At 42.2% G+C, this 17,916-nt stretch carries 10 protein-coding genes, 2 tRNA genes, 4 rRNA genes and 1 pseudogene; 2 read left to right on the forward strand and 15 right to left on the reverse strand.

The features are described from left to right. Positions 1-55 precede the first annotated feature (55 nt). From MB380_RS17000 to MB380_RS17060, 13 genes and pseudogenes are all read right to left on the reverse strand, one after another. Positions 56-1,066, reverse strand: a complete 1,011-nt coding sequence (locus MB380_RS17000; protein ID WP_253528712.1) for a YhcG family protein — start codon at positions 1,064-1,066, stop codon at positions 56-58. 176 nt (positions 1,067-1,242) lie between these two features. Continuing rightward, entirely contained in the window at positions 1,243-1,368 is a 126-nt protein-coding gene (locus MB380_RS21860; RefSeq protein ID WP_256503995.1) for a hypothetical protein, read from the reverse strand. A 65-nt stretch (positions 1,369-1,433) separates the two neighbouring features. Then, the gene (locus MB380_RS17005) at positions 1,434-1,799 is read right to left on the reverse strand and encodes a hypothetical protein (RefSeq protein ID WP_253528715.1); all 366 of its coding nucleotides are present in this window, start codon (positions 1,797-1,799) and stop codon (positions 1,434-1,436) included. An 11-nt stretch (positions 1,800-1,810) separates the two neighbouring features. Continuing rightward, a pseudogene (locus tag MB380_RS17010) lies at positions 1,811-2,817 on the reverse strand (relaxase/mobilization nuclease domain-containing protein). Next, positions 2,814-3,197 carry a plasmid mobilization protein gene (locus tag MB380_RS17020; RefSeq protein ID WP_253528720.1) on the reverse strand — a complete coding sequence of 128 codons (384 nt, stop codon included), beginning with the start codon at positions 3,195-3,197 and terminating at the stop codon, positions 2,814-2,816. Before MB380_RS17020 ends, MB380_RS17010 begins: the two are co-directional and overlap by 4 nt. Before the next feature lie 303 nt (positions 3,198-3,500). Further along, complete coding sequence (locus MB380_RS17025) at positions 3,501-3,779, reverse strand: CHC2 zinc finger domain-containing protein (RefSeq protein ID WP_253528731.1); 279 nt, start codon at positions 3,777-3,779, stop codon at positions 3,501-3,503. Between the two features lie 856 nt (positions 3,780-4,635). After that, positions 4,636-6,876 carry an LruC domain-containing protein gene (locus MB380_RS17030; protein WP_253528733.1) on the reverse strand — a complete coding sequence of 747 codons (2,241 nt, stop codon included), beginning with the start codon at positions 6,874-6,876 and terminating at the stop codon, positions 4,636-4,638. A gap of 825 nt (positions 6,877-7,701) precedes the next feature. Continuing rightward, positions 7,702-7,841, reverse strand: a 5S ribosomal RNA gene (gene rrf / locus MB380_RS17035). A gap of 76 nt (positions 7,842-7,917) precedes the next feature. Beyond that, positions 7,918-8,029: ribosomal RNA gene (gene rrf / locus MB380_RS17040) — 5S ribosomal RNA — on the reverse strand. A 112-nt stretch (positions 8,030-8,141) separates the two neighbouring features. After that, a 23S ribosomal RNA gene (locus tag MB380_RS17045) occupies positions 8,142-10,963 on the reverse strand. A gap of 238 nt (positions 10,964-11,201) precedes the next feature. Next, positions 11,202-11,278, reverse strand: a tRNA-Ala gene (locus MB380_RS17050). Positions 11,279-11,361: 83 nt separating this feature from the next. Next, positions 11,362-11,438: transfer RNA gene (locus tag MB380_RS17055), tRNA-Ile, on the reverse strand. 165 nt (positions 11,439-11,603) lie between these two features. Next, positions 11,604-13,109: ribosomal RNA gene (locus tag MB380_RS17060) — 16S ribosomal RNA — on the reverse strand. The 16S, 23S and 5S rRNA genes sit together here with 2 tRNA genes alongside, the layout of an rRNA operon. An 841-nt stretch (positions 13,110-13,950) precedes the next feature. On the opposite strand from MB380_RS17060, the gene MB380_RS17065 reads away from it, so the two are divergent. Beyond that, positions 13,951-14,418, forward strand: coding sequence for a low affinity iron permease family protein (locus tag MB380_RS17065; protein WP_253528735.1), 468 nt, complete (start codon positions 13,951-13,953; stop codon positions 14,416-14,418). Between the two features lie 72 nt (positions 14,419-14,490). Here MB380_RS17065 and MB380_RS17070 read toward each other — a convergent pair whose 3' ends face one another. Together MB380_RS17070 and MB380_RS17075 are read right to left on the reverse strand one after the other, a co-directional pair. Then, complete coding sequence (locus MB380_RS17070) at positions 14,491-15,216, reverse strand: hypothetical protein (protein WP_253528737.1); 726 nt, start codon at positions 15,214-15,216, stop codon at positions 14,491-14,493. A 75-nt stretch (positions 15,217-15,291) separates the two neighbouring features. After that, positions 15,292-16,854 (reverse strand): ADP-ribosylglycohydrolase family protein, encoded by a 1,563-nt coding sequence (locus MB380_RS17075; protein ID WP_253528739.1) that lies wholly within the window; start codon positions 16,852-16,854, stop codon positions 15,292-15,294. Between the two features lie 277 nt (positions 16,855-17,131). Between MB380_RS17075 and MB380_RS17080 the strand changes: the two genes are divergently transcribed. Next, entirely contained in the window at positions 17,132-17,905 is a 774-nt protein-coding gene (locus tag MB380_RS17080) for an alpha/beta fold hydrolase (protein WP_101728430.1), read from the forward strand. Positions 17,906-17,916 lie beyond the last annotated feature (11 nt).

Here is a 17,916-nt window from a genome sequence, read left to right on the forward strand (position 1 = left end):
TTGTCAATTTCTGTTACAAATTTATAATACTGGGGAGTGATTGCCTCTTGTGTAGTTAAACTCTGGTGTCATTTTCTCTTTTTTCAATCTCTTTTTTGATTTCTTCGATCAGTTGCTGTTCTGTTGGTAAGTACAATTTGTATTCGCTTGCAAATATCGTTTTATTGTCTTCTGGCAACGATATTTTAACCACTGCATTATTTTTCTCGGCACAAAGTAAGATACCTATGGTGGGGTTTTCAAACTCTCTCTTTTCATAACGGTCGTAATAATTGACGTACATCTGCAATTGCCCAATGTCCTGGTGTGTAAACTTGGTAGTCTTTATCTCAATGATTACAAAGCATTGTAGAAGCCGGTTGTAAAATACAAGATCTATAAAGAACTCATCCCCTTCAATGTGTAGCCGTTTTTGCCTGGCTACGAATGCAAATCCATTACCTAATTCCAGCAAAAAGTCGTGCAAGTGTGTAATAATCGCTTGTTCTAAGTCTTTTTCGTAGTAGGAGGCTTCGCGATGTAATCCTAAAAATTCAAGATACATGGGGTCTTTGATGATTTCCTTCGCATCTGAGGGTTGTTTTTCATTTCTTGCCACGGCTAGTACACTTTCCCTGTCATTGCTCATTAACAGACGCTCCCATAAACTACTATGAATTTGCCGCTCTAACTGTCGTACAGTCCAGTTGTTTTTAATAGTTTCTGCAATATAAAAAGCTATTTTATCTTGATTATCAAGCCTTATAAGTAATTTATATTGGCTCCAACTCAATTGCGAATACAGTGTATTCGCAATTGGAAATGTGCGATAAAACTGCCGAAAAAGCTCTATCTGACGCTTAGAAAAACCGCTTCCATATTCCGGTTCCAATTGTTCGGCTACAAATTTGGTCAGATAGTTGCCGTAATCTGCCCGGTCTTTCCCTTGCTGTTCTTCTTCAAAAATACGCTGTCCAATCAACCAATACATCATAGTACGTTCGTGATCTACTGAACGGATGGCTTTTTCTTGCGAATTAAGAATAATAGCCTTGATGTCTGTTATGACAGATTGACTTATAATCATGTGTCCTACGTTTAATTTTCCAAAATTACAAAAAGTTATAGGGTCTCCCTTTAATAAGAATATCAATATTCCACTTGCTCGTGAATACTGCTTGTCCCATTCATTACTTCTAATAGCTGATTAGTCAGCTTAAACCTGACTAACCAGATACAAAATATAAGTTGTAAATGGGTCGATTATTCTCCTTCAGACCTCTCTGAATTGATATAAGCCTTCTCCATCAGCTTTTTTACTCCTATGCCGTTATTGTTATATAGATAGTTCCAAGATTTCCTTAACCTGTCATTTTCAATTTGCCTCATTTTAATAGCCTTTTGATTGTCACTGTAATGGAGACTCCATTTGTAAAGATTGTTCACAAATAGCATTATAACCAGCCACAAAAACCAGCGGCCAAAATAACCCTGTAGAATAGTTTGGCATCCTGCTCGGGAAATAGCAGTATTTGAAATTTTCTGACAATACTTTTGGGCTGTGTGCCGATCATTAGTTTTACATCGGCTAAACCCTTATATATGATTTGCAGGATAGGCTCAGTGTTGACTGTTACCGAAACGGATTTTGGATTGTCCTGCTCTTTCTTAAAATCATCAAGCATGCTGCCGATGGTGTTGACAGCAGCAATCAGATCGTTCATGGTTTGATTGGTAGTTTTCTGTTCCTGAGTGAATTCTTCCAGTACCAATCCCAATGTTTCTTTTTCGATCCCTCCGTTATTGATTGTAGTATCCATAATCATGCGTTTTAATAATTACTTATTTGTACCCTTCTCCTTTTACGTTTTTTCCTGGCTTCTTTGATAAGTTCAGGATTGATATAATCCACTCCTTTCTCTGGTTTCAGCAATTGATACAACATACTGGAAAGCTGTTTTTCAATGATTTCAAAAGATTCATGTGTCTCCCATTTATAATCTTGTGCTGTTGCCTTCGCGTAGGTGATGGATGATCTATTACCTTCCGGCTGTCTATGCTGCTTGGCTTTGTTCATTTCCAATTGTTGCCTAATTCCTAAAATCCTGTCGATTTTCGCTAGCGAAAAACCCACCTCGCTACCTTTTATTTTCACCTTTTTATCATCTATAAAGGAAATGCCCCTGCCTTTGATAACCTTATAGCCCAATGCCTGCATCTGCTTTTCAAATGCGTAATAGTGAATTACTTTCTCTAAGGTCTGTCGGATGTCTGCCTTTAATCGTTCTTTGCGATGATCATTGCGTGGTAATAGTCTGTTCTTAGTTGATAGGAAAGCCCGGGGGCTTAGTACTGCTTGCAGGTTATACTGCTTCTCCAAACTCCGGCAGAGACTGGCCATGCGTTTATAGCTGTTGCTATCGCTGGCAACCTTACCATTCAATCCTACACGGTTAGCTGCGATATGAATATGCTGCTCTTTGGTATCCTTATGTAACACGCAGATATACTGATTCTCTGCCACGCCAAATGCTGCGGCGCAAGCTCTGCCCATTTCAATAAGCTCAGCGTTTCTCCGGGTGCCAGCCGCAGGGATAAATGCAGTACCGGTTTTTCAACCCGATTGTTTAGCTTCTGAACGTCCTTAAACTGTTGGGTCAGTTCATGTTTGTCGCCAAAACATTTATTGTATTCCAGTACCTCTGCACGTTCTCTGTGCTGCAAATGATCCTGCACGGAAAGCTCCTGTTTCTGCTGCTCGGACAGTTCCTTTTTATCTTCCAGACAATAGCTGATACAGTGATAAAAAGATGAGCCAATTGATACATGCCCTATCATTGTAAATAGCTTTTAATCTGTACTGCAATTTCGTTTAACTGCCCTGACTGCACTTTTAATTCTGCACGTTCTAACGGGCTTAACTCTTCAATACCATTTCGCTTTTTAGCGATCTGGTTCAGGTTGGCACTCATGTGATTGAGCGCAGCAGTAAGGCTCAAAACTTCTTTTGGCAACGCCTTATTTCGCTTGTCAATTTTTCCGGTCAGCCCGATTTCCCGGAGGTATTCAGAAACGGAAAGATTGGCACTCTTTGCCTTGGCTTCAATTACCTTACGTTCGTACTGCGTGCATTTGATTGCCATAAGCTGGTCTCTTTTGATGGCTTTTTTAGGTCTGCCGCCTTTGTTCTTTGTAATTACATTCTGCTCCTCCATCATCTTCCTCCTCTTTCTTTTTGAATGCAATAGCATGAAAAATATCTCTCACCGAATACGGTAGCATGAGGTGAGCCAGCGTTTTGGTTTTACCAAAACATAGCTGGCTATATCGCTCCAGACATAATACATCTCTTCAGACACAAAAATTTCATAAAGCCTTTCCATGTTTATAAGATTGCCTTATCTCGGGCTGACTGCTTTTAAGCCAATCGTTCAAGTCCTGAAAGCCACTATAAAAATTACTGCAGTCGATAAATTTATCCCGTCTTCCATTTTCCCATTCCAGCACTTTTAGTGTCGCCTCTACCCCAGCCTTGTCACTATCCCAAAACAAGTCAATGTGTTCATGGTTGATAGTAGATAAATTTCAAGCAGTTCACTAATTGTACATCTGAAATAAGCCTTACCTAAATCAATCAGGTCACCTCCTTTTCCGGTTCCATGGTCATAGTAAACATTTAATTTCCTGTTAACTTTAAAGGAAGCTGTATGCTCTTCCCGAAGGGGTGAGCGATACCAATAATCGCTTCCATTGGTTACCTGCTGGGGCAGGTGTCCAATGGAAGCTAAGTAGTCTACCAAATCAATTTTTTTAGCTGTCGCACAGGTTAGCTTTCCCATTTAATTATTCTATATGAAGTTTAAGAGAAAAGCGGTGACAAGCTTAGGGTTTTAAACCGCTATGCTTGCCAACCGCTTTAAATCATCTATAAATAAGTTCGAAAATTGTACAGGTAGGACGACTTTACAGGACAAGTCAAATTTATTTTTGATTTGTCCTTTTTTGTTTCCACCTAAATCGCTGTTTATCAGGTAAATAAGCCTGACCGCTTCATTTATTCTACTAGTTCGAAGTGAATTATTAGGATCAAGTCTAAAACCTGTGGGGTAGTTATATCTAAGCATAGATTTGGGTAAGTCTACATAACCGGATTAGAATCGATTGAGCTCTTTTAAAAAAGAAGCGAATTCCTTAGTTATCCGCGTACCATCTGCCATTAAATCACAGTTCCTGTAAACTACTATTTCTATTGTATAGCTACACCACCTGCGGGCGTTTGATATGTAGAAAAACTTTATGCCCTCTAATTGGAAAGCCCTGAACCGTAATCTCATCGAAGAAACCCCTTGGACTCCAACTTCTGATTCTCAAATTCTTTGGGCATCTGATTAATCTCTTGTAGATATAAATGCTTTACTTCTGCCGTAGTCTTGTAATAAGTAAGCTCAAAATTTTCAACTAAAAAGGCTGGTAGTAATAACTTCAAAATGTCATTATGACTTTCTTACATCTATCTTTTCTTAAAATGCAAAGAACGAAATTACACTACCGACCCAAAACTTTTAGGTTTGACCCTGACTAAACTTGATTTAAACAAAAAGCTCTTCCCTATCAGTTAGAGAAGAGCTTTTCTTATATAAGCATTTACTTAAACTCTTAGCGAGACAAATACCAGTCTGTATTTTTTAATCCTCCGCTAAGTGCCCAGTCCTGAAACTTAGGATATACATCTTTGATGTTTTTTGATTCCGGAGGGCTCACAAACGATACCGGTAAGGCTAATCCCCATGGTTCGTTGTTGATAGATTTATATGGGTCTGTCAATGATAGTAATTTGCCTTTTGCACCCTCATAGATAGATTTACTTATCTTATCGGTTGCCTTAAAGCCTACCAGGTGAACTTCACTTCTGCCACTGGCGCTGGTTTCGCTTGTAAGAACCACAAAGACGTTAAGCGCATTGTAGGTGAAGTTTTCTACCGGTGTGTTAAATTCTATTGTAATGGTTAAATCTAATGGGTTGTAGTTACCGTTTTGGGTAGATATCAATCGGGTGTCTGCTACGCCAAAGGCTTTGTGAGCGTCATCAACTATTGTTACTACCGCGTTCGTCTGACCAGATTCTACTCCGTTCGATCCAAGTTTCAGATTATTACCTACTAAATCCTGACGTGAATAGGTTACTGATTTCACATTCCCTGATGCTATGCCGTCTAACTGAATGGCACCTGACATACGTTTGGTGGCACCTACTGAACGTAATTTCGCTTTCAATGCTACTTTAACCGTTTTGTTTGACGAATTCTGGAATTTTGAGACATTCATATCTACCACAAAGTCGTTCAAATCGTAGTCTCCTGTTTCAGGCCAGTTATCTTCAAAAGAATAGGAGTAAGTTCCCAGATTAACTTCTGTAATGGTCTGGTCTGTTGGCGTAGTACCCGAGCCGCTATCATTATTGCCACCAGCATTACAGTTAGTTGAGGCAATTTTAACAGTTGATTTTTCATAGGCCACCAAAGCTGCTGGTCTTGAAACTATATAATAAGTACTCCATTGACCGTTAGGGGTATGATCAGAACATGCAATCTCAAGGTTACCTGAATACGTTATGGCTTCCCACTGATTATTTACATCAACCTTTTTCAATCTGGCCACTGCACTTTCAGTTCCGGTTCCAGTCATGTAATTTTTGTTACTTGTAAAGTTAGCCGATACCCACACATCAAGAATTGCAGATGAAGCAAGGTTGATTTTAGTACCGCCTGCAACCAGTTTCTTGATGCCAAGCAATGATTTTTCTGCTACATTAATTGTTGCGTTAGTAGTTGTCAGGTTGTCAATTGTTGTATGACAAACAGTTTCTAAAGTTGCATTAGTAAGCGAAGCATCTTTCACCTGTAATGTTCCTTCATTTCGTATCTTGGTAGAACCCGTTGTGCTTGTCAGATTATCAATAGAGGCTGTTCCGTAGTTAGTAAAACTTCCGTTGGCAAATGTAGCGCTCTTGGCATTTAATGTACCATAATTGGTGTAAAGCGTCTCATTTGAGGTATTCAGGGTTTCAAAAATCGCTGTTCCGTAGTTAGCAAAAGCGCCACCGGTGTTCTGAATAACATTCACTAAATCAAGTGTACCACCAGAAGTTACAATAATTGCATTATTGCCACCCAGGTTTAATGTGAAGTTACGGTTCTTCCAGGTACCCTGTATATATATTTTCACGCCGCTTGTACCATTATTTGCGTTAATTTCACCTATAAAGTTGTCAGAGGCCTTTACAACATACGCTTTATTTGACTCAACCGTAATATTTGAGTTACCACTTATGGCAATAGCTGTATTAGGCACAACCACAGGCGCGTTATCTGCAATACTGTAAGCAGCAGCAACACCAGCCATTGAGTTGGCAGATTCGCCACGAAGAGCGCTGGCTCTAAAACTACCCGTATCACCTGACTTTGAAACTGTTACAGAATTAACATCTTTAATAGCTACCATTGAAACTGAAGCTATACCCACAGGCGAGGTCTCTCTAAGGTACACATATTGCAAGCCAACCGGAACAGTAACTTTATCAACAAAGTCCTGGCCTTTTTTTGCTTGCCCGGCCCCTAATAAATTGGCAGCAGTTCCAAGTTTTGGGTCATTATCAAATAATTCAACTTTGTAAAAGTATTTACCATTGTATTTGTCGTTAACAACGACACGAATATCAAGGGTTCTAACCGATGACCATTTAAAATCAGAAGGAATAACACCACCAGATGTAAACAACTTTGAAGCAGCAGGCGTTGTGTCAGTTGGAGTAAACTCAGGTGTTGAGCAGCTGGTTGCTCCCAGAATAATTCCTGTTAATCCTAACAGAAAAAAACGAAAATTTTTGCGCTTGTACATATTAGCTAAGGTTCAAAAATAAAGTCAGAGACAATATAATTTAATTAAATAAAAAATTCCTAATTAAGGGGCAAATATTTACAAATAACTTCAAGCAGAAAAATGATTGAGGAAAAAGTCCATCAGCATCTTTTTAACAGTTTATCTATTCATAAATAACAATACAAAATTGTTAAAAATATTAGTGAAGAATTGTCAATTTTCGACGATTGGAAGAAAAAAAGGGGATATTGGTTGATTTCAGCCAGCCAATTATGCAGAGGTCTGAATCCTAATCAAAGCAAGACAAAAAATAGCCGATATCAAACAAGAATAATAATCATCAATAAGCTGGATTATTACACTTACAATTCAGACAATTCTATGGATTTGAGTGCTGTCACTCATCTCGATTCTGACGAGAGCGCGAAAGTCTGATCATGCTCAAAGCGGGAACTAACACAAAAAAACTTACAACTGCATCTAAAAACTTCAGAATAAAAACAGGGTGGACGCTTATACTCCCAAGTATGAAAACAGTACCAACACGGGACACGTAGCCCCGGAGCAAACTGGGTGTCTTCGTTTGGCAAAGAATATCCATTTTTACCTACTCCCCAACTTTTTCGCTTGAGCCCCAACTTTTTCGATTGAGCCGAAATTATTTTACCGCCCCACAACTTTTAGGTTTGATCCCCCTTAACTGCTCTGTTCGGGATGGGAACGGGACGCGCAGTCGAGGTGTTCACCCACCCTATAGACGCCATGAAAATCTTTTGTGATTTGCGTTGGGCAAAATGCAAAAAAAAAGACCTTAGAATTGCTTCTAAGGTCTTTGGAATAAAAAACTGGCGTCTACTTACTCTCCCAAGTATGAACTCAGTACCATCAGCGGTGCGGACTGGGCGTCCCCGGACTTAACTGCTCTGTTCGGGATGGGAACGGGACGCGCAGTCGAGGTGTTCACCCACCCTATGGACGCCATGAAAATCTTTTGTGATTTGCGTTGGGCAAAATGCAAAAAAAAGACCGCTACTTTTCGTAACGGTCTTTGGAATAAAAAACTGGCGTCTACTTACTCTCCCAAGTATGAACTCAGTACCATCAGCGGTGCGGGGCTTAACTGCTCTGTTCGGGATGGGAAGAGGTGTTCACCCGCCCTATTGACACCATGAAGATCTTAATGATTCTTTCGCTAGTTAACTAACACCGAATCCTGAATATCTTATTGGCCATTAGGCTTTCATTATATGACTTTAATGGAGAGAGAAAAAAACAGATAAAAAAATTAGGAGCCCTCGATTCATTAGTACTACTCGGCTGGGTGTTACCACTTTTAGACCTGTAGCCTATCAACGTCATCGTCTATGACGAATCTCAATGGAAGACTCATCTTGAGGAGGGTTTCACACTTAGATGCTTTCAGCGTTTATCCCGTCCGTACTTGGCTACTCTGCCGTGCCCTTGGCAGGACAACAGATGCACCAGCGGTACGTCCAACTCGGTCCTCTCGTACTAAAGTCAGACCCTCTCAATCTTCCAACGCCCACCACAGATAGGGACCGAACTGTCTCACGACGTTCTGAACCCAGCTCGCGTGCCACTTTAATCGGCGAACAGCCGAACCCTTGGGACCTTCTCCAGCCCCAGGATGTGACGAGCCGACATCGAGGTGCCAAACCTCCCCGTCGATGTGAGCTCTTGGGGGAGATCAGCCTGTTATCCCCGGAGTACCTTTTATCCTTTGAGCGATGGCCCTTCCATACAGAACCACCGGATCACTATACCCCTGTTTCCAGCCAGCTCGACTTGTAGGTCTCACTGTCAAGCAGTCTTTTGCTATTGCACTCAACGCACGGTTACCAAGCGTGCTGAGACTACCTTTGGAAGCCTCCGTTACTCTTTTGGAGGCGACCACCCCAGTCAAACTACCCACCAAACGGTGTCCTCGCAGCGCGAGTTAGAATCCAAATAACCAAAGGGTGGTATTTCAACGTTGGCTCCCCGATGCCTGGCGACACCGGTTCACAGCCTCCCACCTATCCTACACATCAGTTACCCGAATTCAACGTTAAGCTATAGTAAAGGTTCACGGGGTCTTTCCGTCCCGTGGCGGGTAAGCGGCATCTTCACCGCTACTACAATTTCGCCGAGCTCACAGCTGAGACAGTGCCCAGATCGTTACACCATTCGTGCAGGTCGGAACTTACCCGACAAGGAATTTCGCTACCTTAGGACCGTTATAGTTACGGCCGCCGTTTACTGGGGCTTCGATTCAATGCTTCTCTTGCGATGACATCCCCTCTTAACCTTCCAGCACCGGGCAGGTGTCAGGCCTTATACTTTGTCATTAAACTTAGCAAAGCCATGTGTTTTTGTTAAACAGTCGCCTGGGCCATTTCTCTGCGGCCTCATTGCTGAGGCTCCCCTTCTCCCGAAGTTACAGGGTTAATTTGCCGAGTTCCTTAGCTGTGACTCACTCGAGCACCTTAGGCTTCTCGCCTCGACTACCTGTGTCGGTTTACGGTACGGGTGGTAAATGGCTGAAGCTTAGCGGCTTTTCTTGGAAGCGTCTTCACGAGTTCGATTCAGCCTAAGCCTCCTCTCAACGCCCTATTCCGTCAGGACGTACCCACTCCAACTCTCCGTCCCCGCATCGCACCATCACCAGTACAGGAATATTAACCTGTTTGCCATCGGCTTCTGCTTTCGCATTATCCTTAGGACCCGACTAACCCTCAGTTGATTGACGTAGCTGAGGAATCCTTAGTCTTTCGGTGTGTATGGTTCTCACATACATTATCGCTACTTATCCCTACATTTGCTTTTCTATCCGCTCCAGCATACCTCACAGTACGCATTCGCCGCAAATAGAATGCTCTCCTACCCAAGATTTAAATCTTGACTAAACTTCGGTACTATACTTGATGCCCGTTTATTATCGATGCCCGCCTCGCTCGACCAGTGAGCTGTTACGCACTCTTTAAATGATTGCTGCTTCCAAGCAAACATCCTGGCTGTCTCTGCAATCAGACTTCCTTAGTTCAACTTAGTATAGATTTAGAGACCTTAGTTGTAGTTCTGGGTTCTTTCCCTTTTGGACTCGGACCTTAGCACCCAAGCCCTCACTGCCGAGTATATTATATCGCATTCGGAGTTTATCAGAATTTGGTAGGATTTGACTCCCCCGCATCCTATTGGTAGCTCTACCTCGATATAACTCAACCTCGACGCTGTACCTAAATACATTTCGGAGAGTACGAGCTATTTCCCAGTTTGATTAGCCTTTCACCCCTACCCACAGTTCATCCAAAAACTTTTCAACGTTAACTGGTTCGGTCCTCCAGTTGGTTTTACCCAACCTTCAACCTGACCATGGGTAGATCACAAGGTTTCGCGTCTACAGCCACCGACTATTCGCCCTATTCAGACTTGCTTTCGCTTCGACTACGTATCTGAAATACTTAATCTTGCCGGTGACCGTAACTCGTAGGGTCATTATGCAAAAGGCACGCCGTCACTGGACTTGGCCAGTCTCGCGACCGCTTGTAAGCGTCGGTTTCACCGGTTTCAGGTTCTATTTTCCACCGGGTTAATCCCCGGCTTTCACCTTTCCTTTCACAGTACTAGTTCACTAATCGTGTGTATCAGGAGTATTAGCCTTGGAGATGGTGCGCCGAATTCAGAGGGGATTCCACCGGTCCCCACCTACTCAGGATTCTGCTCGTTGTTATTATCGGTACGTTTACGTGTCTCTCACACTCTATGGATGACTTTCCCAAATCATTCAACTTAAATAATACTCCTAATGCAGTCCTATAACCCCACTCTTGCCGTAACAAAAATGGTTTGGGCTTCTCCGCGTTCGCTCGCCACTACTTGCGGAATCACTGTTGTTTTATTTCCTTCGGTTACTTAGATGTTTCAGTTCACCGAGTTAGCTCCATACTCAGTATGGTAATAGTTCTTCAAACTATTGGGTTGCCCCATTCGGAAATCTACGGATTACAGAAAATGTGCTTCTCCCCGTAGCTTATCGCAGCTTATCACGTCCTTCTTCGCCTCTGAGACCCTAGGCATCCTCCGTACGCCCTTATGTAGCTCCTACATTATCTCTTTTCTTCTCTCTTCCATCATGTCAAATAACTTCATCCAATCTTAACTGAACTCTTACCACCTACCAAGCTGTGCTAGATATGATAAGAATGTCGTCCAGTCTTAACTGACTTGTGGTATTTCTACCTTGTTTCTTCGTAAAGAACTGTATCCGATTTTTAAAAGTATCAGTTAACTTATTTACTCTTCATCTATTCACTAATTCACTCATTCTTCATTCGTGATTAGTTTGGTGGAGGATAACGGATTCGAACCGTTGACCCCCTGCTTGCAAAGCAGGTGCTCTAGCCAGCTGAGCTAAACCCCCTTTATTTTAATCGTGAATTAGTTAATCTTGAATCATGAATATTTTATTCGCTAATTCGCCATTCTCTCATTCGCCATTCAACTTGGTGGGCCTGCGTGGACTCGAACCACGGACCTTTACATTATCAGTGTAACGCTCTAACCACCTGAGCTACAAGCCCCTTGCAGAGTTTGCAGTTTAATGGCTTGTAGTTTTGCTTTCCCTACAATCACTACACCTGTAAACTTCCGTTCCTTCACTCTAATACATAACTTGTTGATGAGAATACAAATGCTTGATCTTTCGTGTCAGTCGTTTTTATTTCTTTCTGTGAAGAAATCTCTAAAAAGGAGGTGTTCCAGCCGCACCTTCCGGTACGGCTACCTTGTTACGACTTAGCCCCAGTTACTGGTTCTACCCTAACGAAATCTTTTACCTTCCGCTTCAGGTCTACCCAACTTCCATGGCTTGACGGGCGGTGTGTACAAGGTCCGGGAACGTATTCACCGGATCATAGCTGATATCCGATTACTAGCGATTCCAGCTTCATAGGGTCGAGTTGCAGACCCCAATCCGAACTGTGAACGACTTTTTGTGATTGGCTTGCCATTGCTGGCTCGCAACACTCTGTATCGCCCATTGTAGCACGTGTGTTGCCCTGGACGTAAGGGCCATGATGACTTGACGTCGTCCCCTCCTTCCTCTCTACTTGCGTAGGCAGTCTTGTCTGAGTCCCCAACTTTACTTGATGGCAACAGACAACAGGGGTTGCGTTCGTTGCGGGACTTAACCCAACACCTCACGGCACGAACTGACGACAGCCATGCAGCACCTTGTTTTGGGCCATTGCTGGCTTATCCATTTCTGAATAATTCCCTCACATTCTAGTCCAGGTAAGGTTCCTCGCGTATCATCGAATTAAACCACATGCTCCACCGCTTGTGCGGACCCCCGTCAATTCCTTTGAGTTTCACCGTTGCCGGCGTACTCCCCAGGTGGATTACTTATCGGTTTCCCTTGGTCACTGACTCTCGCCAACAACTAGTAATCATCGTTTACTGTGCGGACTACCAGGGTATCTAATCCTGTTTGATCCCCGCACTTTCGTGCCTCAGCGTCAGTGTAACTGCAGCAGACTGCCTTCGCAATCGGTATTCCTTCTGGTATCTAAGCATTTCACCGCTACACCAGAAATTCTATCTGCCTTCTGTTAACTCAAGCTAACCAGTATCAACGGCATGTAAAACAGTTAAGCTGCTACCTTTCACCGCTGACTTAATCAGCCGCCTACGCACCCTTTAAACCCAATAAATCCGGATAACGCTCGCCACCTACGTATTACCGCGGCTGCTGGCACGTAGTTAGCCGTGGCTTATTCTGCCGGTACCGTCAACTCCCTTCGCAAAGGTTCTTTTCTTCCCGGTCAAAAGCAGTTTACAACCCAGAGGGCCTTCTTCCTGCACGCGGCGTGGCTGGGTCAGGCTTGCGCCCATTGCCCAATATTCCCTACTGCTGCCTCCCGTAGGAGTCTGGCCCGTATCTCAGTGCCAGTGTGGGGGATTCTCCTCTCAGAGCCCCTAAAGATCGTAGACTTGGTGAGCCGTTACCTCGCCAACTATCTAATCTTACGCATGCTCATCTCTATCCGATAAATCTTTTAAAATCTCTTGATGCCAAGAAATTTGTTATGCGGTATTAATCCGGGTTTCCCCGGGCTATCCCCCAGATAAAGGTAGATTGCATACGCGTTACGCACCCGTGCGCCGGTGTAGTATTGCTACCACCCCTCGACTTGCATGTATTAAGCCCGCCGCTAGCGTTCATCCTGAGCCAGGATCAAACTCTCCATTGTAAATGTCAAAGTTTGCCTGACTACTTAAGGTCTCGCATTTGCATTCTCAACAAGTTAATGAACTTTATTCATCCAGTCTCGCAACCTTCCGACTTGTTAAATCTAATTAAGCTCTCTCTCTTCAACCTCCCCCTCAACCGCTTAATCAATTCTTATTTTAACTCTGAACTTTTCTTTTCGTTTTTCCGTTTTCTTATTTTAGTAAGCGAAACGGACTGCAAAGTTACTACTCTTTTTTGAATTAAAAAAATATTTTTTCATATTTTTTTTCACTCTCCTTATCGCCTCTTCCTTTTCTCTCTTTCCTTTTCCAATCAATCGGGGTGCAAAATTCTGAATTTATTTTTACATTCCCAAATTATTTTTGAAGTTTTTTTTCGCCTCGCTCTCACCTCCCGTTTTCCTCTCCTTTTCTCCTTTCTCTTTCGACTAACCGGGGTGCAAAGGTCTGACTTTATTTTTACAACTCCAAATTAATTTTACTCTTTTTTTTACCCATCCCCCAATTCCCTGATTCCCACCTTTTTACTATGCTCCTGCTATGTAACGCTCAGTGTTTCTTCCATTTTTGGGACTGCAAAGGTACGCCACTTTTTAGCCTTTGTCAAGGCCTTCCCCCAAAGTTTTTTATACCTTAAACCCTACTCCCCTTATGTTCAGTTACTTATAATTTAACCCATCCATAAAGTTTATATTAGTTCTTCGTTTTGTGCAATAATTATAACTCCTTTTAAAGTTACAGGTAAGATTATAAGCACTTTTTACTAACCAAAGGGTGGTACAGTTTTTTTAATTATTCCTTATTTCCATTCAAAAATCTACAATTAACTATTTAAAACACATGGACAACAACAATAACGGAGTAATGAGCCTGTTTGGCCAATTCTCAAAAAAGGTAACCAAGGCAACCGGAAGCCCCTATGCTTTTTTACTGGCATTGCTAATTATAATTGTCTGGGCGGTATCGGGCCCGCTGTTCAATTTCTCTGATACCTGGCAATTGGTTATTAACACCGGCACCACCATCATCACTTTTCTGATGGTTTTTATTATTCAGCAGTCGCAGAACAAAGACACTATTGCATTGCAGATTAAACTTAACGAATTGATAGCGTCTAGCGAGAAGGCCAGCAACCGGCTGGTCGACATTGAGGATTTAACAGAAGACGAGCTTGAGAAAGCCAAAGGATTTTACAGAAAGCTGGCTGACCTGGCTCAGATGGAAGATGACGCATTTATATCTCACTCAATAGAAGAAGCCGCCGAAACCCACGAAGAGAAAAAGAACCTGCAGAAAAAGCGAAACTAAAACCTATATATATATAGACAAGAAAAGCCCGCCGATAGATTCAGCAGGCTTTTCTTGTTCTGGTGCTTACCGTTAACGGGCAAATGCCGAAGCAGAGATGTTGTCGTTGAAAACAATATTGGTTGTCAGCTTAACCGAGCGTTTTTCGGCTGTGTTGCTGTAGGTTCCCTCAGACGGATATTTGATACCGTAGGGCGACGTTGCATAATTGGTATAATCTTCTGTAATTACTTCAGCTGGCGAAAGCGTCAGTTTTTTTCTTACCAGCAACCCATTGGCCTGGTCAAAATAAAGGTTATACTTTACACCCTTGCCATTTAGCTCTACATGGTTAACCTTCTTACCATTGACTGTTTCAGTACCAACAAGCGTAGCTACATAGCCTTTTTTCTGATAATTCCAGAAAGGTAGTATCAGTTCTGTAATTTCACGCTTCATATTATCCTGCTCTTTCTGATTCAGGTCTTTGGTTTCATACTGGGTGGCTTTATCGCCAGTTCCCAAAGGCACTTTAAACCAACCACTGTTGCCCTTTATACCATATATAAATGTGCGTCTCAAAATTGTTTTCGATTTTGACATTGAACCATCGGCCAGCGAGGCTTTCACATCCATGTCATAATCGGCAGCAGTGCCACTTTTAAAGCTTTGCTTAAGTGTATATGTATTTACGCCGTCCCAGAGCGACTTGCCCCCTGTGGCTTCAACGTACTTATCTAAAACATCTTGGGCGGTTTGCGCCAGAGCTATGCTGGTAGAAACGGCAAATGCGATGATACTGATTACTGCTTTCTTCATTTGTTGTCTGATTAATTAATTTACTATAGAACGTCTCACTTATGGCAATCTATATATATAGACCTGTTTTACTGATTAAGGTTTAAATTTTTTGGGTTGGCCGAACCGGTAAATTTTCTGGTTCGCCTCAGTGCCCGGCGTATCATTATATACAATGATGTCATTTACCCGTAAATCATGCTGAACAGAGGGGTTCAGCAATTTTACAACCACTTTATGTTTACCTTTAGGCAACTCGTAATTCCAGAAAAGCTCATGCCTGCGGGTTCTGAATTCCGTCGGCATCTCAACCGTTTCCATCAGTTTGCCATCAATATAAACTTCTGTGTTTAATACTATGTCTTTTGTTGTCTGGTCTTTCTTCTCGGCAACACCTTTTATTACTACACCCGTACCTTCAAAATCAAAACTGTATTCATCTTTCAGGCTTTTATATACAAATATTTTATCGACCGGATACGTATTTTCAAAACTCTGTTCAAACCTTACTACCTCAGGCTTTTGCAAAAGAATACTTACCTGCGTACCAGTTACCTTTCCGCCGTTGCGTTCTATATTCTGCAGGGCATGCTTCATGCCAATTCCGTAAACGTCGTTCAACGATATGGTGGTATATTTAAAATCTATGTCTTCTGCATCTTTCAGACCCAACTTCCAGTAAGCCGGTATTTTAGAATACCCCAGCATGGTTCCCAGTATTCCACAGGCTGACGATGGATTACAGTCGGCATCTTGCCCGCAACGGGTGGTTATTTCTATGGTTTTGGTAAAATCACCTTTACCATAAAGTAAGCCCAGCACTACATAGGCCGAATTCAACTTGGCATCAATATTAAAAGGTGTATAAACGCCATCAGGACACCCCACATCGTCAGACCACCGCTCCTGCAAAGCATACCAGGTTTTTTTCCAGTCGTTCGGATACAACTTGTAGTATTTTATTACATCAGCTATACATTTATAATACTCGCTTTGCTTCGGAATTGTTTTCAATGCCTCATTAATAATATACTCAATGTTATTAGACGTAAAAGCCAGTGTATAGCAGGCACCCAGAAAAACGCCCCCATACCAGCCGTCACCATAATTCATGATATGGCCTATCCTGTCTGAGATTTTCGAAGCCGTATTGGGCATGCCGGGCGACATCAACCCCGCGAAATCGCATTCAATCTGATAATCGATACAATCGGCATGCGGATTGTGTAACCAATGACCAGACTGAGGAGGCATAATCTGATGTAATATATTGTAGCGCCCGGCCTGATTGGCATGCCATAAAGCATAACCTGCATTGGCATAGGCTTTGGCATGAGATTCAACCGGAGCATCCAGCCCTTCTTTTTCAAGCACATCCACAAAGGTTAAATCCATGTACAAGTCATCATAAAGCCCCGGGTTTTCAATCATGGTTTTTCTCAGGTAGCCATCATACCAGGGTATGGGCTGATACTCATTAATAATAGTACCATTGTACCTGAACTCCATGGGGCCTCCAAAGGTAACGCCGATGGTCTGGCCTGCCCAGCCACCTTTAATTTTGTCTTGCAGTAGCTCTTTGCTGATTGTAAAAAACTTTTGCTGCGCCTGAGCCGATAAACTGAGGCATAGCACCAGGTAGAAGATTGTTTTTTTCATAGGTCTTAATCGATTTTGAATAGATTCTTTTTCAGATGTTTCAATAGACGGGTTACTTTACCCCTGCCAGTATTCTAAAGCGCAGCAGGGTTTAATGGTATGCAGGCATACAGAAAATGCCACTACCAAACTTTTAAGCATTGTTTTTCGTTAATGATATAAAAGTTTTGAAAATTCAATTTTAAAGCACTAATTTGTTGTTAGAAAGCACAAATATAGAAGTATTTCAGTAATTAAGGCTTTGTTACATCTCACTAAAGAATTATTAACGATTAAGATGAATTATCAGGTACAACAAGAGGGAGAGTTTAAATATATTGACGAAGGTAGTGGAGATACCCTGCTTATTTTACATGGCTTGTTTGGCGCATTGAGTAACTTTGACGATGTTATTGAGGGTTTCAGACATCGTTGCAGAATAGTAATACCAGTTATGCCTATCTATGATATGCCCATGCGTGAGGCAAGTCTGGAAGGGCTGCAGGCATTTATTGAAAGGTTTATCGCATTCAAGCAACTGAATAATATCATTTTATTGGGTAATTCGTTAGGCGGCCATGTGGGTCTGTTATATACCCTTGCACATCAGGAAACCGTAAAAGCGCTGGTATTGACCGGAAGCTCGGGTCTTTTTGAAAACACCATGGGTGGGTCTTTCCCGAAGAGAGGTAGCTATGACTACATTCGTGAACGCGTAGCCTATACATTCTATGACCCTAAAACTGCAACTAAAGAACTGATTGACGAGTGCTTTGAGATTACATCAAGTATTCCGAAATGTATGAATATTGTGCAGATTGCCAAGTCAGCACAGCGCCATAACATGGCTAAAGAAATACCAAACATTAAAGTACAAACCTGCCTGATATGGGGATTGAACGATACCATAACCCCACCCCATGTAGGTTTTGAATTTAACCAGTTACTAGAAAACTCGGAGTTATATTTTATTGACAAATGTTGTCATGCCCCGATGATGGAACGCCCGCAGGAATTTAATCATTACCTGGGCCTTTTCCTCGACAAAATTCAGGAACCCGTGCTGGCATAGTAGTTTAAGAT

Source organism: Emticicia sp. 21SJ11W-3, assembly GCF_024138715.1.
Taxonomy (GTDB): domain Bacteria; phylum Bacteroidota; class Bacteroidia; order Cytophagales; family Spirosomataceae; genus Emticicia; species Emticicia fluvialis.